At 65.4% G+C, this 20011-nt stretch carries 21 protein-coding genes and 1 pseudogene; 17 read left to right on the top strand and 5 right to left on the bottom strand.

Translation table 11 applies throughout. From position 1 onward, the window contains the following. The first annotated feature begins 260 nt into the window (after positions 1-260). Genes QFZ70_RS03310 through QFZ70_RS03340 form a run of 7 tightly spaced genes read left to right on the top strand, consistent with a single transcriptional unit; the run spans position 261 to position 6658 of the window. Entirely contained in the window at positions 261-833 is a 573-nt protein-coding gene (locus QFZ70_RS03310; protein WP_307097785.1) for a bifunctional 2-polyprenyl-6-hydroxyphenol methylase/3-demethylubiquinol 3-O-methyltransferase UbiG, read from the top strand. Beyond that, on the top strand, positions 830-1081 hold the full coding sequence (locus QFZ70_RS03315; RefSeq protein ID WP_307094083.1) for a hypothetical protein: 252 nt from the start codon (positions 830-832) through the stop codon (positions 1079-1081). Before QFZ70_RS03310 ends, QFZ70_RS03315 begins: the two co-directional genes overlap by 4 nt. Continuing rightward, positions 1078-2397 (top strand): family 1 glycosylhydrolase, encoded by a 1320-nt coding sequence (locus QFZ70_RS03320; protein ID WP_307094084.1) that lies wholly within the window; start codon positions 1078-1080, stop codon positions 2395-2397. The genes QFZ70_RS03315 and QFZ70_RS03320 overlap by 4 nt, the downstream gene beginning before the upstream one ends. Then, positions 2387-3520, top strand: coding sequence for a glycosyltransferase (locus QFZ70_RS03325; RefSeq protein WP_307094085.1), 1134 nt, complete (start codon positions 2387-2389; stop codon positions 3518-3520). Before QFZ70_RS03320 ends, QFZ70_RS03325 begins: the two co-directional genes overlap by 11 nt. A 57-nt stretch (positions 3521-3577) precedes the next feature. Then, entirely contained in the window at positions 3578-3916 is a 339-nt protein-coding gene (locus tag QFZ70_RS03330; RefSeq protein WP_307094086.1) for a hypothetical protein, read from the top strand. Between the two features lie 3 nt (positions 3917-3919). Further along, on the top strand, positions 3920-5461 hold the full coding sequence (locus tag QFZ70_RS03335; protein WP_307094087.1) for a M20/M25/M40 family metallo-hydrolase: 1542 nt from the start codon (positions 3920-3922) through the stop codon (positions 5459-5461). Positions 5462-5476: 15 nt separating this feature from the next. After that, positions 5477-6658, top strand: coding sequence for a glutamate--cysteine ligase (locus tag QFZ70_RS03340; protein WP_307094088.1), 1182 nt, complete (start codon positions 5477-5479; stop codon positions 6656-6658). A 6-nt stretch (positions 6659-6664) separates the two neighbouring features. Here QFZ70_RS03340 and QFZ70_RS03345 read toward each other — a convergent pair whose 3' ends face one another. Both QFZ70_RS03345 and QFZ70_RS03350 read right to left on the bottom strand, forming a co-directional pair. After that, positions 6665-7003, bottom strand: a complete 339-nt coding sequence (locus tag QFZ70_RS03345; RefSeq protein ID WP_307094089.1) for a YnfA family protein — start codon at positions 7001-7003, stop codon at positions 6665-6667. 41 nt (positions 7004-7044) lie between these two features. Next, positions 7045-7785, bottom strand: a complete 741-nt coding sequence (locus tag QFZ70_RS03350) for an MIP/aquaporin family protein (RefSeq protein ID WP_307094090.1) — start codon at positions 7783-7785, stop codon at positions 7045-7047. 46 nt (positions 7786-7831) lie between these two features. Here QFZ70_RS03350 and QFZ70_RS03355 point away from each other — a divergent pair, with 46 nt between their 5' ends. From QFZ70_RS03355 to QFZ70_RS03390, 8 genes and pseudogenes are all read left to right on the top strand, one after another. Beyond that, positions 7832-8503 (top strand): helix-turn-helix domain-containing protein, encoded by a 672-nt coding sequence (locus tag QFZ70_RS03355; RefSeq protein ID WP_307094091.1) that lies wholly within the window; start codon positions 7832-7834, stop codon positions 8501-8503. Positions 8504-8644: 141 nt separating this feature from the next. Further along, positions 8645-9068: pseudogene (locus QFZ70_RS03360) on the top strand (arsenate reductase ArsC). Between the two features lie 28 nt (positions 9069-9096). Then, positions 9097-10101, top strand: coding sequence for a thioredoxin-disulfide reductase (gene trxB / locus QFZ70_RS03365; RefSeq protein WP_307094092.1), 1005 nt, complete (start codon positions 9097-9099; stop codon positions 10099-10101). 217 nt (positions 10102-10318) lie between these two features. Continuing rightward, entirely contained in the window at positions 10319-11737 is a 1419-nt protein-coding gene (locus tag QFZ70_RS03370) for an FAD-dependent oxidoreductase (RefSeq protein WP_307094093.1), read from the top strand. Beyond that, a complete protein-coding gene (locus tag QFZ70_RS03375; protein WP_307094094.1) occupies positions 11734-12177 on the top strand; it encodes a low molecular weight phosphatase family protein in 444 nt (147 codons plus the stop codon). The genes QFZ70_RS03370 and QFZ70_RS03375 overlap by 4 nt, the downstream gene beginning before the upstream one ends. 356 nt (positions 12178-12533) lie before the next feature. Further along, the gene (locus QFZ70_RS03380) at positions 12534-13289 is read left to right on the top strand and encodes an alpha/beta fold hydrolase (protein ID WP_307094095.1); all 756 of its coding nucleotides are present in this window, start codon (positions 12534-12536) and stop codon (positions 13287-13289) included. A gap of 183 nt (positions 13290-13472) precedes the next feature. Then, complete coding sequence (locus tag QFZ70_RS03385) at positions 13473-13841, top strand: cupin domain-containing protein (RefSeq protein ID WP_307094096.1); 369 nt, start codon at positions 13473-13475, stop codon at positions 13839-13841. Between the two features lie 252 nt (positions 13842-14093). Further along, entirely contained in the window at positions 14094-15032 is a 939-nt protein-coding gene (locus QFZ70_RS03390; protein WP_307094097.1) for an alpha/beta fold hydrolase, read from the top strand. A gap of 26 nt (positions 15033-15058) precedes the next feature. On the opposite strand, the gene QFZ70_RS03395 is transcribed toward QFZ70_RS03390, so the two are convergent. Together QFZ70_RS03395 and QFZ70_RS03400 are read right to left on the bottom strand one after the other, a co-directional pair. Beyond that, entirely contained in the window at positions 15059-15805 is a 747-nt protein-coding gene (locus tag QFZ70_RS03395) for an ABC transporter permease (protein ID WP_307094098.1), read from the bottom strand. Between the two features lie 65 nt (positions 15806-15870). Then, a complete protein-coding gene (locus QFZ70_RS03400; RefSeq protein WP_307094099.1) occupies positions 15871-16152 on the bottom strand; it encodes a hypothetical protein in 282 nt (93 codons plus the stop codon). Between the two features lie 338 nt (positions 16153-16490). Here QFZ70_RS03400 and QFZ70_RS03405 point away from each other — a divergent pair, with 338 nt between their 5' ends. Continuing rightward, on the top strand, positions 16491-17291 hold the full coding sequence (locus QFZ70_RS03405) for a hypothetical protein (RefSeq protein WP_307094100.1): 801 nt from the start codon (positions 16491-16493) through the stop codon (positions 17289-17291). A 216-nt stretch (positions 17292-17507) separates the two neighbouring features. Beyond that, a complete protein-coding gene (locus QFZ70_RS03410; RefSeq protein ID WP_307094101.1) occupies positions 17508-18314 on the top strand; it encodes a PRC and DUF2382 domain-containing protein in 807 nt (268 codons plus the stop codon). A 131-nt stretch (positions 18315-18445) separates the two neighbouring features. Here QFZ70_RS03410 and QFZ70_RS03415 read toward each other — a convergent pair whose 3' ends face one another. Beyond that, a complete protein-coding gene (locus QFZ70_RS03415) occupies positions 18446-19309 on the bottom strand; it encodes a M20/M25/M40 family metallo-hydrolase (RefSeq protein ID WP_307094102.1) in 864 nt (287 codons plus the stop codon). Positions 19310-20011: the final 702 nt, after the last annotated feature.

Consider the following 20011-nt stretch of genomic DNA (forward strand, 5'->3'; position numbering starts at 1 on the left):
ATGCCCGCGAGCACACCGAAAACGTGGGTATCTTTCCGCTGCGCACCCTCAGCATCAACGGACGGGAGCTGCCGGCCCCGGCCGAGCCGGAGCAGATGCTCGCGGCGATCTACGGACCCAGCTGGCACATTCCGGATCCGGCGTTCCGGTTCACCACGCCGCCACCGGCCCGCCGTCGCTATGACAGCTGGCTGGGCAGCCTGGATGGTGACAGGGAGAACTGGGAGGACCACCACCGGGCGCTGCTGCGTGCTGATGACATGCCCGGAACCTCGGCCTGGGCTACGGAGCTCGCCGGTGAGCTTTCCCCGGGGTCCCGGATCCTGGAGCTTGGCTGCGGGCACGGCGCGGATGCGAAGCACTTCGCGGAGCAGGGGCACCATGTGGTGGCCGTTGACTACAGCCGGCCCGCAATCGAAAACCTGCGCATGCACCAGGCGGGCTGCGGCACCTTGGTTGCCCGGCGGGTGAACCTCAACTCGCTCCGGGAGACCGCACCGCTGGCCTGCCTCGCGAACCAAGGCAACCGTCCGCTGCACGTGTACGCCAGGCTGCTGCTGAATTCCCTCAACGGGCAGGGCCGGGAGAACACGCTGACGCTGATCGGGCACCTGCTGCGGAACCAGCAAACGGCGGCCGAGGCCTTCCTGGAATTCCAGTCAGGGGACTGTGAGCCGCCGTTCCCGGACTGCCGCCTGCACGCTCCCGTTGACGTTGCCGCCCTGACGAGCCGCCTCGCAGAGCTGGGGCTTGAAGCAGAAGAAGTTACACCACAACCCGGGCGCGAAGGCGCCAAACCCGTCCGCCGACTGAAAGTGAGGGCCCTGCCATGAACGACTTCCTGAGCGATGCTTTGCCTGAGCACGAGCCCCTGAGCGACCCGCTGGAGGAGATGAACCTGCGGTTGGCTGTAGCGGCCGCGGACATCGCAGAGCTGCGTGCCGAGATCCTCCGGCTGGACCGGGACCTGGATGAATCCCGGCGGCTGAACCTGAGGGCGGCGGAGCTGCTGGACCTCGTCTACGTTCAGCTGGCCGGCAATGCGGGCCGTACCCTGCAGGGGGAAGGGGCGGGCATATGAGCGGAATCGACATCATCGGCGCCTTTGAGAGTACGTATCTTCCCCGGCACGACACAGACATTTTCGAGTCCACCGCCCACGACGTCCAATGGAAGCAGGACCTTGGACTGCTGACCAGCTGCGGAGTGACCAGGTTGAGGTATCCGGTCCGCTGGCACCGGGTGGAGGCCGAGGAAGGCCTCTTCAACTGGCAGGACACGGACAAGGTGCTGCACTATCTCCGGGACCACGGCTTCCGGCCCATCGTGGACCTGGTGCACCACACCAGCTATCCCCGGTGGATGGACGGCGGCTTCGCAGACCCCCGCTTCCGCACCGCGTACCTGCGGTACACGGAGGAGTTTGCCCGGCGATACCCCTGGATTGAGGAGTACACACTCTTCAACGAGCCCTTCTCCACCCTGTTCCTCACCGGACACGAGGCCATCTGGCCGCCCTACCAGAAGGGCCTGGACAACTTCGTGGCCCAGATCCTCAACGTGCTGCCGGCCGTGGCCGAGGCCAGCCGCGCCTACAAGGACGTGCTGCCGGACGCCAAGCATGTGTGGGTGGACACCTGCGAGCACCACACCGGCGAAGGTCCCGGCGGAAGCGCCTACGCCACCATGGCCAACGAACGCCGGTTCCTGGTGCTGGACAGCTTCCTGGGCAAAGGCTACGACCCCCACGGTCCCATGGCGGAGCTGCTCCGGGAGGCCGGGGGCGAGAAGCTGCAGGACCTGGAACCGGGACGGATCGACGTGCTGGGGATGGACTACTACGCCCACTGCCAGTGGCACTTCGACGACAGCGGCGGCTCGCCCAATACCCCGTACCCGCTGCCGCTTGCCCAGCAGATCTACCTGTACTGGGACCGCTACCGGCTGCCGTGCCTCCTCACCGAGACCAACGTCCGCGGCTCCACCTCGGACCGGGCCACCTGGTTCAAGTACGTCCTGGAGCAGTGCGAACGGGCCCGGGAGATGGGGGTTCCGCTGGAGGGCCTGTGCTGGTTCCCGGTGATCGACTCCACGGACTGGAACACGCTCCTGTACCGCAGCGACGGCCATATCGACCCCGTGGGCGTGTACTGGCTGGATGACGAGCTGGCCCGCCAGCCCTCGGTGATGTCCGAGTCGTATGCGAAAGCCGCAGCCGGCACGCCGTCGAACGAGTTGCCTGCCTTCACGCTGGGCGAACCCGTGGCCACCTGGCTACGCGGCTACGAGCCACAAATGTCCCACTGGAACCGGGCACCGGCCCCTGATGCGGATCAGGGAAACAGCCTGCCCAACACCAAGACCCGGATGGAATTGAGGATAGTCAATGCAGAGTGAACTGATCGTTTTGTCGCATCTCCGCTGGGACTGGGTGTGGCAGCGCCCCCAGCACCTCGTATCCCGCCTGGGCTCCCGCTGTTCCACCTGGTACGTGGAGGAGCCGCTCACGCCGTCGCCCGACTTCACGGGCCGGAACCGGATGAACCACACGCAGGTCAACGGACTTAACCGCGCCTGGCTGGAAATCGCGGAGCAGGGCCACCATGTGGGCTTTTTCGACGACGTCCTCCCGGACTACATCGAGCAGCTGCCCGAACTGGTGGGTCCGCCCGCGGGGGAGCGGGTGGTGTGGCTTTACACCCCGCTGGCCCTGGAACTGGCCCTCGCGCTCCAGCCCACCACGCTGGTGTATGACGTGATGGACGATCTCGCCGCCTTCAAGGACGCCCCGCCCGAGCTGGTGGTCAGGCAGCGGCAGGCCCTGCGCCGGGCCGACGTCGTATTTGCCGGCGGCCGCTCACTCCACCGGTCCATGGTGCGGCAGGGCCGCGCGGACACTCTGCTCTTTCCCAGCGGCGTGGAGCCCGAGCATTACCGGACCCCGACGGCGGAGGCCCGGGTTCCGGGGCAGCGTCCGGCGGCGGGATACGTGGGTGTGCTGGACGAACGGCTGGACCTGGGGCTGATCGCCGGCCTGGCCGAAGCGCTGCCGGAGTGGGACATCAAAATGTACGGGCCGGTAGCAAAGATCGATCCGGCCAGCCTGCCCCAGGCGCCCAACATCAGCTACGAAGGGTACACCTGCTACGCGGACCTTCCCGCGGCAATGGCCGGGCTTGATGTGGCCCTGATGCCCTTCGCGCTGAACGAGGCAACCCGCTCCATCAGCCCCACGAAAACGCTTGAGTACCTCGCGGCCGGCCTGCCGGTGGTTTCCACACGGGTGCCCGACGTCGTCGCTGATTTCCCGGGAATCGTGCACCTGCGTGAGGATGCCGCCGGCTTCGCCTCGGTGTGCCAGACGCTCGGCCAGCGGGATCCGTCGCGGGGGCCCAAGCCGAAGACCCGCGAGCTGCTGAAGAAGTACCACTGGGATGCAATCGCGGCCCAGATGGCGGAGTCCGTCTTTGCGGGCGGGGTCCAGGAGCCGGAGCCGGCAAGCGCCGGGGCCAGGGGCTGACCGTCTTTCCCGAAACCCACCACCATGTTGCACTGCGAGAGAAGGAGCTGAACAACGATGAACGAAGTACCCCTGCACAAGGACCTGCCGCTGCCGGACTATGACCACCTGCCGGTGGGAACCCTGCCATCGCGCATCTCCGGACTGGAGGAGGCGGAAGTGGCGCAGCTGGTTACGTACGAGAAGGCCCACGGGAACCGCCTGCCCATCATGCAGATCCTCGAGAAGAGGCTGCATGACCTGCAGGGCGGCACCGTCCCGCGGGGCCCGCACACGCCCAGCACTCCCGAGGTCAACACAGGCACGCCGGATACCCCGCAGACGGCCAGCGTTCCCGGCCCGCCCATCAACCCGCCGTCGCAGGGCGATCCCACCAACCCTGCCCAGCCCCGGTGAGCTGTGGAACAGCATCACGGCGTCGAGGACCACGACGGCGGCCCGGAGCACCCGGCCCTGGATAACGACGGCCAGGATCACGACGGCGGCGCGGACGTTCGCGCCTTCGTCCAGTCCCGCCGGGCGGAGTTGGAGGGCCAGCTGGCCGAGTGGGTGCGCGTGCCCGGGGTGCTGGGGGATCCGGAGCACACAAAGGACCTGCTCCGCTCCGCCAACTGGCTGGCGGCGGCGTTCCGCGAGGTGGGCTTCCCGGTGGTGGAGGTCCTCCCCACCGGGGAGTCCCACGCCGTGTACGCCGAATGGTGCGAGGCGCCCGGCGCACCCACCGTCCTGGTGTACAGCCACCACGATGTACGGGTCGCCAAGCCCGAACAGTGGGACCAGACCGCACCCTTCGAACCGGTGGTGCGGGACGGACGGCTGTACGGGCGGGGAAGTTCGGATGCCAAGGGGCAGGTCCTGGCCCACCTGTGGGGGCTGCGCGCCCACCTGGACCAACAATCCACACGCTCTATCACTTCCGACCCCCAAAACCCGGACGCTCTATCACTTCCTGCAGCCGAAACCACAGCGCTCTCTCAGTCGACCGCACCCGCCATCAACCTGAAGTACCTCGTTGAGGGGGAGGAGGAGGGCGGTTCGCCGCACCTGGCGAAGCTGCTTAAGGAGCAGTCGGGCCGGTTTCAGGCGGACCTCGTGGTCTTCTCGGACACACTGCTTTTTCGTGAGGACCACCCGGCACTGTGTGTGAGCCTGCGCGGCATGGTGAGTGCCCACCTGGAAGTGACCGGCCCGGAAGTGGACGTTCACAGCGGCGCTGTTTCGGGTTCCGTCCCCAACCCGGCTTTTGAAATAAGCAGGGTTCTTGCCGGTCTTCATGACGACGACGGCCGGATCGCCATTCCCGGATTTTATGACGATGTTGCGCCGGTGCCGGAGGACTTTCGGAAGGCGCTCGCACGCCTGCCGTTCACCGAGGAGGACTGGCTGGAGCGCTCGGAGGGGGGAAGCATCACGGGCGAAGAGGGGTACACGGTTCCGGAACGCCTGTGGCTCCGTCCGGCGGTGGAGATCACGGCGCTGATCGCCGGTGATCCTGTCGGGATTTCCAGCGCTGCCGTTCCGTCTGTGGCCGCCGTGGACCTGAGCCTGCGGACAGTGATGGGCCAGCGGGTGGAGAAGGTGGCGGAGCAGCTCCGGCAATGGGTGCGGGACACGGTGGGGGACAACTACGGGCACACGCTCAGCGTTGATCTTGAGACGGCCCAGGAACCGTACTGGACCCCGGACCATCCGGCGGTCTCCGTGCTGGAACGGGCCATGGCCAGGGGCTTCCGCTCCCCGCAGGTGGGGCGGATGGGCAACGCCGGCGGCGGACCCGCAACGCTGCTGGCTAAGTCACTGGATGCCCCGGTCCTGTTCTTCGGGACAGGCCTGGTGGAGGACCACTGGCACGACAGCGATGAGAGCGCCAACCTCGAAGTCCTGGTGAACGGCGCGGTCACGCTTGCCTGCTTCTGGGACGACCTGGCCCGGATGGAGTAGAGGGGGACGACGGCAATGGATGGCTCAGGAGTTGAAGGCACCCCGGCGTCAACCGGGGCCGACGGCGCAGGCGCGGCCGGGCGCCGTCGGACGTTTGGGATCGAGGAGGAACTGCTCCTGGTGGACCCCGGCAGCGGGGAGGCGGTACCGGTAGCGGGCGCACTCCTGGACCTGTATGTCCGCCCGATGGAATCCCGCAACGGTCCTGTCCTCACGGCCGAGTTCCAGCAGGAGATGATCGAGGTGGTCACCCCGCCGCATTCCACGTTGGCTGCCCTGGAAGCGGACATCATCGCGGGGCGGGCCATAGCGCACCAGGCGGCAGAAGACATCGGAGTCAGGGTGGCCGCGCTGGCCACCTCACCGCTGCCCGCCGATCCCCATCCCGTGCAGCTCCGGCGGTTCAAAGCCATGACGGAGGAATACGGGCTCACGGCCCGTGAGCAGCTCACGTGCGGCTGCCACATCCACGTCTCGGTGGAGTCGGCGGAGGAGGGCGTAGCTGTGCTGGACCGGATCCGAAACTGGCTGCCGGTACTGATCGCCCTCAGCGCCAACTCCCCGTTCTGGCACGGCGAGGACACCGGCTACGCCAGTTACCGTTCGCAGGTGTGGAACCGCTGGCCGTCGGCCGGCCCCCTTGAAATCCTCCGGACCCCGGAGGCCTACTACCAGTTGGTGCAGGACATGGTGGGCACCGGCGTCGCGCTGGACGAGGGGATGATCTACTTCGACGCCCGGCTCTCGCGGCACTACCCCACGGTGGAGCTTCGGCTTGCCGACGTGTGCCTCCGGCCGGAGAACACGGTGTTGCTGGCAGGCATCGCCCGCGGGCTGGTGGAAACCGGAGCGCGGGGATGGCGGGAAGGAATTGAACCCACGGTAGTTCCCGCTGCGCTGCTGCGGCTGGCGGGCTGGAAGGCGAGCCGGTGGGGTCTGCGCGGCGAGCTGCTCGATCCGGTGACAAGCCGGCCGGTGCCGGCCCTCGCCGTCGTAAATGCCTTGATGAACCACATCCGCAAGGCTCTGGAGGATATCGGGGACCTGGGACGGGTGGAGGAGTTGATGGACGATCTGCTGAACGCCGGCACGGGCGCAACGCGGCAGCTCGAGGTCCTGCACCGCACCGGGGACTTGGAGGACGTCGTGAGGGACGCGGCCGACTGCACGGCGCGGATCCCGGCCGAAGGAGGCTGACCTGTCTCAGGCAGCGTTCCGCGGCGCGAACATGATCACGGCGACGCCCAGCAAGCAGATCGCCGACCCTGCGATGTCCCACCTGTCGGGCCGAAAGCCGTCAAAGACGATGCCCCAAACGAGTGATCCGGCAACGAACACGCCACCGTAGGCGGCCAGTATCCTGCCGAAGTGCGCGTCAGGCTGCAATGTTGCGGCGAAACCGTAGATGCCCAGCGCGATAACGCCCAGGCCGGCCCACCACCACTCCTTGCCTTCCCTGACGGACTGCCAGACCAGCCATGCGCCGCCGATTTCAGCAGCGGCGGCAAGGATGAACAGCAGGATGGTCTTCGCGATAGTCACAGGGCCATCATGGCAGTTTTGTCTGGCGGCCCACGACCGGGCTAGGAGCCGGCCTTGTCCGCCTCGTGTGGGAGGACGACGTCGTCTGCGGCGCGGGCCGCGAACGGGAACAGAAGGAGCACGAGACCCAGGCCCACTGCCGCGCCGATGAGCTGGGCGATGATGAACGGAGGCACCGAGGCGGGTGCAATGCCGGCGAAAGTGTCGCTGAAGATTCGCCCGACAGTCACGGCCGGGTTGGCGAAGGACGTTGAGGACGTGAACCAGTAGGCCGCCCCGATATAGGCGCCCACCGCGGGTGCGGCCAGGACGCCCCGCTTGGTGGCGGCAAGACTGAAAATGAGCAGGATGAGCCCGGCGGTGGCAACGACTTCGCCGAGCAGATGCCCGCCGGTAGCGCGGTCCTTCCCGGAGATGGCGGTGCCCACCTCGAACATGGCGTTCGCGACCACACTGCCGCTGACGGCACCCACCGTCTGCGCGGCCACGTACGTCCCGAGCTCCGGCAGGGTCAGTCCCGTGCCGCTGCGCCGTCCCAGGATCCAGTCCACGAGTGAGACCACGGGATTGAAGTGCGCGCCGCTGACGGGTCCGAACACGAGGATCAGGACTGTCAGACCCAGCACCGTCGCGGTGCTGTTCTGCAGCAGCTGGTTGCCGACCTCGTTGGGGGAGAGCTGCTGAGCCATAATCCCGGAGCCCACAACAATCATCACGAGCAGGCTGGTGCCCAGAAGTTCCGCGACGGCACGGCGCCACAACGGCGGCTGGTTTGTAGTCATGGCACCAAGCTTGACGCAAGAAATTATCTCAGTCAAAATTGAGTCAATGAAAACTGAGCCAGCAGATGTTTTCCAGTCGCGGGTCGCCAAGCATGCGGCCCTCGCCGATCCGGCGCGGCTGCGGATTGTCGATCTGCTCATCCTCGGGGACTTTTCGCCTACGGAGCTTCAGGCGGAACTGGGCATGCCCTCGAACCTGCTGTCCCATCACCTGCGGGCCCTGGAAGCGGCGGGCCTGGCAACCCGCCACCGCTCCGAAGCCGACAAGCGCCGCAGCTACATCCGCCTGGCTTCCGGCGCCCTGGAAGGCCTCGCGCCCGGCGTCGAGTATGGCGCCACCCGCGTTCTGTTTGTCTGCACCCGCAACAGCGCCCGTTCCCAGCTTGCCGCCGCTCTCTGGGGGCAGGTCAGCGAAATCCCCTCGACTTCGGCGGGCACGCACCCGGCGGACCGGATCGCGCAGGGAGCGATCGACGTCGCCCGCCGCCATGGCGTGGACCTTCCGGAGGTTCCGCCGCGAGGGCTGGAGGGGCTGGATGGCGGGGACTTCGTTGTCACCGTCTGCGATAACGCGCACGAGGAACTGACCGGCCTGAACGGAGTTCATTGGTCCGTGCGGGATCCGCTCCGGATCAACACCGAGGAGGCTTTTGAGAACGCCTTCAACGATATCTCCAGCCGCATCAGCGACCTTGCGCCGCGGATGCGCGCAGCCTGACCGTGCTGGTTTGCACCACATATTGACAACCATCAATGAACCGTCCGATACTTCCTGCATCGATCAACTTCAATATCTGAATGCAGGCTGTGCGGGCGCAACGACTCAACCCGTCCCCTAATTGCTTACAGGAGCAAAAGAATGAGCACCGAGACCGTCAAGAAGCCCTCCGTCCTGTTCGTCTGCGTCCACAACGCCGGCCGTTCCCAGATGGCTGCCGCCTTCCTCACCACCCTCGGCAAGGGTGAGATCGAGGTTCGCTCCGCCGGATCCCAGCCCGCGGACAAGATCAACCCCGCCGCCGTCGAGGCCATGGCTGAACTGGGCATCGACATGTCCGCCGAGGTCCCCAAGGTCCTCACCACCGAGGCCGTGAAGGAATCGGACGTGGTGATCACCATGGGCTGCGGCGACGAATGCCCCTACTTCCCGGGCAAGCGCGTACGAGGACTGGGTCCTGGAAGACCCGGCAGGCAAGGGCGTCGAATCGGTCCGCCCTATCCGCGACCAGATCAAGACCCGGATAGAGGGCCTGATCGAGTCCCTCGTTCCGGCCGCCAAGTAGCCGGTTCGGGACACCAGGAGAGACACCCATGAGCAACAATGAAACCCCCGCAGGCGCCCAGGTTGAGCAGCTGATCATCATCGGCTCCGGCCCGGCCGGTTACACGGCCGCGATTTACGCCGCCCGTGCTGGCCTGGCGCCGCTGGTGCTGGCCGGATCCGTGACGGCTGGCGGTGCACTGATGAACACCACCGAAGTGGAAAACTTCCCCGGCTTCCCCGGCGGGATCCAGGGCCCGGAGCTGATGGACGGGCTGCAGGAACAGGCCGAAAAATTCGGCGCCAAAGTACAGTTCGACGACGTCACCGAAGTCCAGCTGAAGGGCCACCTCAAGCGCGTGGTCACCGGCAGCGGCGAGACCTACGAAGCCCCGGCCGTCATCCTCGCCACCGGCTCCGCCTACAAGGAGCTCGGCCTGCCCGAAGAGAAGAAGTTCAGCGGCCACGGAGTTTCCTGGTGCGCCACCTGCGACGGGTTCTTCTTCCGCGAGCAGGACATCATCGTTGTCGGCGGCGGTGACTCCGCCATGGAAGAGGCGATGTTCCTGACCCGGTTCGGGAAGTCCGTCACCGTCGTCGTCCGCAAGGGCGAATTGCGGGCCTCCCGCATTATGGCGCAGCGGGCCAAGGACAACCCCAAGATCAGCTTCGCCTGGAACTCCGCCATCACTAAGATCCACGGTGACGGGAAAGTCAGCGGCGTGACCCTCAAGGACACTGTCACCGGCGAAACCCGGGAGCACGCCGCCACAGGCATCTTCGTGGCGATCGGGCATGTGCCGCGCACCGAACTGCTGACCGGGCAGGTGGACCTGGACGAGGACGGCTACATCAAGGTGGACTCACCCACCACCGTCACCAACCTTTCAGGCGTCTTTGCGTGCGGCGACGCCGTGGACCACCGCTACCGCCAGGCCATCACCGCCGCCGGCACGGGCTGCGCCGCCGCCCTCGACGCCGAACGCTACCTCGCCGCGCTGGACGATGTGGACAGCATCGCCACCGCCCTGGTCGAGGAACCAATTCACGCCTAACGCCCTAAGACAGGGGAGGAGGTGAGCTGTATGACCACAGGATGCTGCGGCGACTCAGGCTGCTGCGACGACGAGGACTGCTGCTAACCACCGCCCCTCCCACCCAACTAGGTAGCAGCAGGCGTCGTTATGAGCCGTCAAAACGACACCTACTGCTACCTGGTTGGGCTCCTACCGCCCCAGTCGACATCACCGACAACCGAGACAAGAGGACAGTATGGATTCAGCGAAGCGGCTTCCCGTTGCAGTGATCGGCGCAGGCCCCGTGGGCCTGGCCGCCGCGGCCCATTTGCTCGAGCGCGGCCTGGAGCCCCTGGTCTTCGAGGCAGGCACGACGGCGGGCGCAGCCATTGAGCAGTGGCGCCACATCCGGCTGTTCTCACCCTGGCGGTTCAACCTCGACGCCGCCGCCGTGCGTTTGCTTGAGGCCGCCGGCTGGGAGTCGCCCCGGCCCACCGCGCTTCCGTACGGCGGGGAACTTATCGACAACTACCTCGCACCGCTGGCCGCGCTGCCGCAGATCGCCGTGCGGTTGCAGACCGGCGCCCGCGTGGTGGCCGTGACCCGGCAGGGCCTGGACAAGACCCACGTCCGGAACCGCGGCACCACCCCGTTCACCGTCCGGGTGGAGCACGCAGACGGCGAGACCTGCGACCACACCGTAGCCGCCGTCATCGACGCCTCCGGCACCTGGTCCCGCCGCAACCCGCTGGGCACCTCCGGCCTGCCCGCCATCGGCGAGGACACCGCGGCGGACCGGATTTCCGCGCCGCTCCCCGACGTCCTCGGCCGGGACCGCGCAGCCTTCGCCGGAGGCCGCGTCCTCGTTGTCGGCGCCGGCCACTCCGCCGCAAACACGCTGATCAGCCTCGCCGACCTCACGAAGGCAGAGCCGGACACGCGCATCCTCTGGGCCGTCCGCGGCGACTCGGTCGAGAAGGTCTACGGCGGCGGCGACGCCGACGGGCTGCCCGCCCGGGGCCAGCTGGGCGGCCGCGTCAGGCGGCTGGTCGCGGCAGGAAAAATTGAACTGCACACCGGCTTCGGCATCGGCTCCCTGAAAGCCCTGGACTCAGGCGTGACCGTGGGAGCTGTGGACGGCCGCACCCTGGAGGCCGACGTCGTCGTGCCCTGCACAGGCTTCCGTCCGGACCTGGACATCCTGAGTGAACTGAGGCTCAACCTCGACCCTGCCGTCGAAGCTCCCGTGGAGCTCGGCCCGCTGATCGACCCTGAGTTCCACTCGTGCGGCACCGTGCCGCCGCACGGAGCCAGGCTGCTCGCCCACCCGGACAAGGATTTCTACATTGTGGGCATGAAGTCCTACGGCCGGGCGCCGACGTTCCTGCTGGCCACCGGCTACGAGCAGGTCCGCTCCGTGGTCGCCGCGCTGGCCGGTGACCGTGAGGCCGCCGACACCGTCCAGCTCGAACTGCCCGAGACGGGCGTCTGCTCCACCGACGCCGGGACCAGCTGTGACGTGCCTGCCGCGGCCACAGCAGACTCGGGCGGAGACGGCGGTTGCTGCGCCGCCCCCGAACCGGTGCTGGTCGGTTTTCCCACCGGCCTGGCCCACGGCCGCTCGGGCAGCATTTCCCTGGTCAGCTCACTCACAAAGGAAACATCGCACTCATGACCAACGAAACCTCTGGCTCGCAGAAGACCCCGGCCGTATTGTTCGCGTGCAGCAAGAACGGCGGGAAGTCCCAGCTGGCCGCCGGCCTCATGAACCAGCTCGCGAACGGTGACGTCACCGTCTACTCAGCAGGCACCAAACCCGGCAAGTCCCTGAACCCGCAGGCCGTGGAGTCCCTGGCCGAGCTCGGAATCGACATCACCGGTGAACACCCCAAGCCGGTCACCGATGAGGTCCTGGACAGGGTCGACGCCGTCATCGTCCTGGGCACCGAAGCGAAGGTTGAGCCCCGCGAGGGTACGCGGTTCGAAGTTTGGGAAACGGATGAGCCCTCCGAGCGGGGCATCGAAGGTATGGAGCGCATGCGCCTGGTCCGGGACGACATCAAAGCCCGCGTCCAAAAGCTCCACGCGGAGCTCACGGCGGAGGTTGGGCCATGAGGCCGTTGGAGCAGAATGTTCAGTCATAGGAAATAGGTAAGGTTGCTTATTATTTAATCTGCACCTAAAGTCTACGACGTAGAGAAGTTGTCGACATGGTTTCAGTACCTTCCTCACCGTTGGCCTGATGGTTGCCCGCGGCCTGGCGAAGGCCGGCAACCGCCTTCACAGCAACAACGCCTAACACGCATTCCTCCGGCCTCTGTGCCGGAAACTGATAAATTCTGGCACGGCGCCCCACGGGTGCCGTGCCAGTTTCATCTGCCGTACTGCAACAGCAAGGAATACCGGTGCCAACCGCGAGTCACGAACCACACACAACAGAACCGGCATCCTCTGGAGGACCGTTGTCCTGGATGCGCCAGCCATTGACGCCGCGGGTAGTCACCACAGGGTCCCTGACCTCCCACGTACACTGCCTTGCAGGGCCCCGCGGCGGCTCCGGCCCGGTCTTTGTGCTCCTTCACGGCATCGGTGTATCCCACCGCTACTTCCGCAGGCTTCAGATTCTCCTCGCCCGGCATGGCGACACTTATTCCATCGACCTGCCGGGCTTCGGAGCGACACCCAGACCGGACCGGCAACTCAGCGTCTCCGACTACGCTGACGTGATTGCCCGGACGCTTCAAAAGATGGGGGTGGACCGGGCGGTGGTCATCGGGCACTCCATGGGTGCCCAGTTTGCGACCGAACTTGCCGTCCAGCACCCGAAGACGGTTTCCCACGTGGTGCTCCTTGGCCCGGTGGTGGACTCCGAGCGCCGCACCGTCCGTCAGCAAGCCCTTGCGCTCGGGCTTGACTCGCTAAGGGAAAGTCCGCTCGGAAACGCCATGGTCCTCATCGACTATGCCCGTTCGGGGATGCGTTGGTACCTGACCGAACTTTCCGTCATGATGTCCTACGACATTGAGGCAAGCCTGGCCCTGGTAGCCCAACCGGTACTGATCATCCGCGGCTCACGTGATGCTGTCGCTCCCGCGCTCTGGTGCCAAAAGCTGACCGCCACCGCTCCGGACGGGCGCTACCTCGAAATACCCGGACAACCGCATCTCGTTCAGCACGGCGCTGCCTCCAGCACCGCGGCCGGTATTCTGGCGCTCCTCAACGGCTAGCGGCACCGGCAGTTCTGGACGGGGACTAAAGCGTGTTGACATGGCCCGCTCCCGGGCGCACCCTGATATCGCTGGGTGTCAGCGTTGGCGGCAACGGCTCACCCGTTAGCCTGCCAACCATCACTCCAGAGCTTCTGGGCGCTCCGGATATACAGTTCCAATCCCTCCCTGTCAGGAGAAAAAGTGCCCGGAGTAGAAGCACTTAAAGCGAAGTCATTCGACGAACCCGATGAAACGCGCCGTCCCCCCAAAACCCAGGTTGATGTGGTCAACATCGGCGACACCACGTTGGGCAGGTTCACTTTCGAGCCGGGCTGGAAGTGGTCCCAGACGGTCAAGACCGTGGTCCACACGGACAGTTGCCAGGTCAACCACGTCGGGATCTGCTCCGCCGGGACGCTGACTGTCAAGATGGATAACGGCGAACAAACCACCATCAGCCCCGGCAACGCGTACACCATTCCAGCGGGCCATGATGCCTGGGTCGAAGGCGACGAGGCATTCGTGGCCTACGAGATCATGAGTGCCGCCGCCTTCGCCAAGCCTGCCTGATCAATAAAAAGGGACAGGATGATGGCAAAGCTAAGCATCCAGGACGAGACTGCACGCGTGGAGCGGATGCCCGGCTACGAGGGCCGTTACCGGAAGAACCTGGAGACAGGATAAGCAGCGGCCGACGACAGGCGGTCACCGCCCGTAAATGGCCTCGGGATGGAGGGGCCCAGCATGCACCCATCACCTCAGAGGACTTCCGGATCATCGGAAACCAGTGAGTCCGAAGTCCGGAAGAAGCCTCGGCGAGGCTTGCGCGGGGCCGGCATCGCCGCCGTCGTAGTCCTGGGGCTGATACTCATCTCTACGGTGATCAACGCAGTCCTGGAAGCGTCGGAGAAATCGAGCATGGCTGCCTACGGCGAACGCACCGCCGTAGGCAGCGGCACCCTGAACGTGTACCGGAACGGCCCGGAGGATGGCCAGCCGATCGTTCTTCTCAGCGGCTTGGGAACCCCCGCGCCCGGACTTGATTTCGCTCCTTTAGTACGTGAACTGAAAGGCTTCAACGCCATCGTCGTGGAGAGGTTTGGGTACGGCTACAGCGATATGGAAGCCCCTCCGCGGACCAACGAAAACATCAGCAGCGAACTTCACGAAGCACTGGCCAAACTGCAGGTACAAAAGCCCTACGTCCTGGCGGGGCACTCCATCGCCGGTTTCTACATGCTTGACTACGTGAACCGGTATCCGGGGGAGGTGTCCGCCGTCGTCGGAATTGACGCGTCAATACCCAAGGCCGGAGACGGGCCGGTCCCGGACCCTGAGCCGGACCTCAACTGGCAAAAGGCCCTGGCCTTCACAGGGATTGTCCGGGCCGTCTCCGCCGCCGTTTCGGATTTTGTCGACCCTGCAAGCGATGCCTACGCCGAGGATGAGCTGCAACGCATGCGCCTCATGACCAGCTGGAACTACGGCAATTCCGCCGTAGCCGATGAAACAGCCCGGATAGCGAACAACGCCGCAGCCCTTAGGGGAGTCAGCTATCCCGATGACCTGCCCGTCTTGGCGTTCATTGCCGATGAAAAACCGGCGTCAACAGCAACCAAGACAGCCGCGGCCCAAAACCTGCTGGAAAACGTCAAACGCCATGAGATCGTGACGCTCGAGGGCCACCACTACCTGCACTGGACCCAGTCCAAGCGCATGGCCGAGCGAATCCGGGCGTTCCTCACGGGCGACGGTGGCTGACTGGAACCGGTTGAAGCTGCCAACTGCTAGAGCGGCTCGGGTCGCACACGCACGGCGGCCAGTGAACGGAGCAGCGCGACGGCGGTGATCGCACCCGCCGCCATGATGGACGCCAGGACCACCACCTGGAACCGCCCGGCCTCCAGCGGGGAGGCGCCGCCGAAGAGCGCCCCCACGAACGCGCCCGGCAGGGTCACCAGGCCGGTGGTTTTGGTCTGGTCCGTGGAGGGGATCAGGGCCGCATGCACGGAGTAGCGGGCCTGGGTAAGGGTGGCGCGCCGGGCCGTGGCGCCGAGGGCGAGCCAGCCCTCCACCTGGTCCCACTGCTCACGGACCGCCTCGTGGAAGCGGTGGCCGGCGAGCACCGCGATGGTCATGCAGTTGCCGATTACGATCCCGCCCACCGCCAAAACGTAGCGTGGTTCGAGGGCAACGGCTCCGGTGCCGAAGACGACGGCGAGGGTCACCGCAATGCCGGCGGCCATGGTTGCTGACACCACTGCGAAGCGCGGCCAGGACCACGCCAGCCGGCGGGTTGCCGTCACGGCCGCCACGGTGAACATCACCAGCAGCGCCGCTGCCACCCACAGCGGGTCAGCGATGATGCCGCCCAGGATCAAGCTGATGAGCGCCAGTTGGGCGGCTCCCCGCAGGATGGCCGCGGCCGGTGCAAGGAACGACGGCGTCCGCGAGCCCCGGAGCGCAGCGACGGTGATCAGCATGAGGATGGCCACGGCTGCGAGGGTGGGTGCCAAGGCAGCGAGGGAGACCATCAGCTCAGCCTAACCGCCGAGCCGGCCCGCCCGTCACGCCACCGCACGCCGTCACCGCAACAGGATCAGAGCAGGCTGGGCTGGCTCGAGAGGATGTAGTCCACTGCTGCCGGGCCTTTCATGGTCAATCCGGGCCATTCATGCCGGCCGGTGTCCCGGCGTTGTTTCGTGTGTCCGCTGTGGTGCATGGCGGTCCACAGGGACGTGGTGGGGCCGGGTTGCTCGGCGTTGAGCATGCACCAGCTGATGTAGACCCCGTAGATCTCGTCTTCCCGAAGTGCGGGCTGCCTCTCCGAGTCCTGGACAAAGCATTCGGAAAGGAAACGGGTGTAGTTCGGGATGCTCATGAATGGAGTTCCTTCGGGTCGTGGAGCATGACGAGCGTGTGGGTGGTCCTGGTGCTGCGGAAGTGCTTCGGAGCCCCACGCGCGAAGGATGGGTCAGTCATGAAAAAAGGTATTTCACCCCGCCGGGTAAGGAGCCGGCCCCACCCCAACTAACTCGCAGTTGCTGTCATTTTGGGGCCTCGAAACGGCATCAACTGCGAGCCAGTTGGGAATGGCCGCTCGTAAATCCACCTTGCGCGATGGATAACAAGTGTGCTTAGTATCTAGTTAGTAACCTTACTTACTAATTCATCAGGCTGGGTTTGAAAGTCCAGCTGCAGAACCAGTGGAAGCGAGTGATGATGACGGAAAACCAGTGGCCTGAGGCTTCTGCCCGAAGCAATCTCGACCAGTACGGGAACGCAGCACCGACGGATCCCTCGGCAGAGCCGGAAACGTACGTCACCAAGAAGGACGCAGCGAAGGAGGAGACGTCGAAGATCGCCGGGCAGGCAGCCGGTGCGGCCCAGAATGTGGCCCAGACCGCCAAGCTCGAGGCCGGAAACGTCGCAGCCGAAGCGAAGTCCAGCGCACAGGGTCTCCTGCACGAGGCGAAGTCCGGCCTGGGCAACCAGGCCGGCGCACAGCAGCAGAAGGCCGCCGATGGCATCCGCACCATCTCCAGCCAGCTGAAGTCCATGGCTGACGCCCCCGAACAGCAGGGCATCGCCAGTGACCTGATCCGGCAGGCTGCGGACCGCACCTCGTCGGTCGCTTCCTGGGTGGAGAACAAGGATCCGAGGGTGCTGCTGGAGGACCTACAGTCCTTCGCCCGCCGCAAGCCGGGTACGTTCCTGCTGCTGGCTGCCGGCGCAGGCATCCTCGTGGGTCGGCTCGCACGGGGCATGGCCCCGGCCCCGGCCCCACAAGCAGCAATTCCACCCAAGCCCGTGCAGGCTCCCGCTGTGGCAACAACAACTGCTCCGTGGGGCGAAGAGTCGGTCTACCAGAATCACGAGACGGCGCCGGCAACCTACGGCGAAACCATCTACGTCGAACCTGCCCGTCCCGCCTACTCCGGCACCGAAGCGGGCGGAGTCCCACTGCGGGACGTCGATGACCCGTACAGCGAAGTCCGCGGTGCAGAGCGCCAGCCGTAAGCGTCACAGCTGACTCCCAAGCAGCGGACCATCAACCAAAGGACCATCGTCATGAAAAAACTGCTCTTCGCCCTGCTCCCCGGCATCATCAGCCGGGTCATGAAAGCACGCAAAGCCAAGCAACTCCGCGCCAGCCAGGCCCAGACCAGGCCGCCGCGGAACCGCTTCTAAATTTGTCCTCAAGCAGCACAAACCAGTAACAAGAAGGAGAAACACATGATCAGCACTGAGAACCTTTCTGCACTGACCACTGCCGGCGGACACGTCGTAGGTTCCGACGGAAGCAAGATCGGATCCATCGGACAGATTTACGTGGATGACCAGACCTCCGAGCCCACGTGGGTTACGGTGAAGACCGGGCTCTTCGGATCCCACGAGTCCTTCGCACCGCTGGACGCCGCGTCGCAGGACGGCAACGATATCGTCGTCGCCCACACCAAGGACAAGGTCAAGGACGCACCCCGCGTCGCCCCGGACGGCCACCTGGAGCCCGCCGAGGAAGACCAGCTCTACACCTACTACGGCCTCAACGGCGGTAACGGACTCGCCGGCGGCAACGGATTCGCCGCGGGTACTGCAGAGGACACCGTGGGCCGCGAAACGGTCGGCCACGGAACTGTCGGCCACGACACCTCAGGCCCCACCACCGATGACGCGATGACCCGTTCGGAGGAGCAGCTGCACGTCGGCACCCGCAAGGAAGAGGCCGGCCGGGCACGGCTCCGCAAGTACGTCGTCACCGAAAACGTCACCACCACCGTCCCGGTGCAGCGTGAAGAGGTCCGCATCGAGCGCGAACCGATCACGGACGCCAACCGCGGCGCCGCCCTGGACGGCCCCGCCATCAGCGAGGAAGAGCACGAGGTCATCCTCCACCAGGAGCGCCCCGTCGTCGAAAAGGAAGCAGTCCCCGTTGAGCGCGTGCGCCTGGACAAGGAGACGGTAACCAACGAGCACACCGTCACCGAGGAAGTCCGCAAGGAAAACATCGAGCTCGACGACGACGGCATCACCCGCCGCTAAGGCTCACCACCGGGATCCTCTCTGATTCCCGCGCACGGCCCGTCCTCCCTTCGGGGAGGGCGGGCATTGCGGTTTAACGCGGCATTTGGTGGGGCGACCCAAGGCGACCGTTGTTGGGCTTGGTTCCCCGGTCACATCTGGGTCATGGCGAAAGCAAGGGTGGCGTAGCCCAGGGCCCCGGCCATGTCTTTCAGCAACTCCCGGTTAACGTTTTGGATGGTGTCGCAGCGTTCGTGGTAGCACCGGTCGTGGTCTTCGTTCGCGGTCCCGCCGTACTTTTGAACCTCTTCGGCAGTTTTTGTGCCGACATCCCCGGCAAAGAGACCGCCAGTTGCGATGCCCGCCTGGAGGAAGGGGTCGTAGTCGGAGTCGCCGATGAATCCGGTCGGATCGGCCGCCAGCGAATTCTTGCCGAAGTAGTCAAAGAGAACGCTTTCGAGTCCCGTTGAACCGGGAGGGCCGGCTTCACCAAAAGTGGAGCCGTCGCCGTCGTGAACAAACCGCACACCGTTGGGTGACGCCGCCATGTCGATGTTGATGTTCACCGCGGTCTTGGATTTCTCAGTAGCGCTGAGCTCATCCACGTAATGCTGCGAACCTAACAGGTCCACCTCTTCTGCTCCCCAGAACGCGAAGCGCACCCTGTTTTTCGGCTCCACGCCGGACTCTGCCATCCACCGTGCGGTCTCGAGCATTGCAGCCACGCCGCTTGCATTGTCATTGATCCCCGGGCTTTCAGGCACCGAGTCCAGATGGCCGCCAACCACTACGGTGTGATTTTCGCTTCCGGCTGTGTCAGCCAGGATGTTGAAAGTCTGCCTGTCAGCATCGAGGTCCTCATCCTCGTAGGTGAAGACCTGCCGGACCGGGTTGTAGCCGGCCGCGCGCAGCTGGTCCTCGACGTAGCGGGCTGATGCTTCATATCCGGACGTGCCGGCGGCCCGGTTTCCTCCCTCTTGATCAGCTATCTTCTGCAGGGCCTCGAGGTGTCCCATCAGGTTCCTTTTGGCGAAAGCTTCGCGCACTTCACTGGCCTGCACGGGTAGCGCAACTATGAGCGCCTCCGGCTTGGGAGCCGTGTGCGCCGGCGACGTGCACGCTGACATGAACAGCGTCAAAGCGAGGAAGGCTACGCCTGCCTTGTGAGTGGGCTTTCCCCTCCGGTGAAGCGCCTTCATGGATGAAAACTAATGCCTGAACCTGCAGCAGGAAAGAACTTTTCGAAAGACGGGTGGGACATGATGGCAATAGCGTGGTCAGCCAGGAAAGCAAGTAGTGGCCGGGCAGAAAGTAGGTACACGCCAGGCTTGTTTTCCGTAGGCGAGTGCCCTAAATTCGGAATTTCAAATAGGAATTGCCGTAACTGCCGCCGCGGAGCTGGCCGGGGCAAGAAGCCGGGATTTACCCCTGGGGAAAATCCAAGGCGTCCGCGACGCACGGATCCGCAAGATGGAGAAGCCCCGCAGTACATCAGCGCTTCCACCGTCGGCCACCAGCTCCTGTGGAATGCCGCCGAGCCGTTGCACCGCATGGTCAACATCGCCACCGGGAACCTGTGGCCCACCGCTTTAGAATCGTCAGCCAGAATCGTCAGCCAGATGGATGAAGTCACCACGAGCATCCGACCGTCCGGGGAAGACGGGCATGGTCACAACGGCCGCCTCACAGCGGGCGTAGACGCGTATTTCCCTGCCGAC

The organism is Arthrobacter sp. V1I9 (genome assembly GCF_030817075.1).
Taxonomy (GTDB): domain Bacteria; phylum Actinomycetota; class Actinomycetes; order Actinomycetales; family Micrococcaceae; genus Arthrobacter.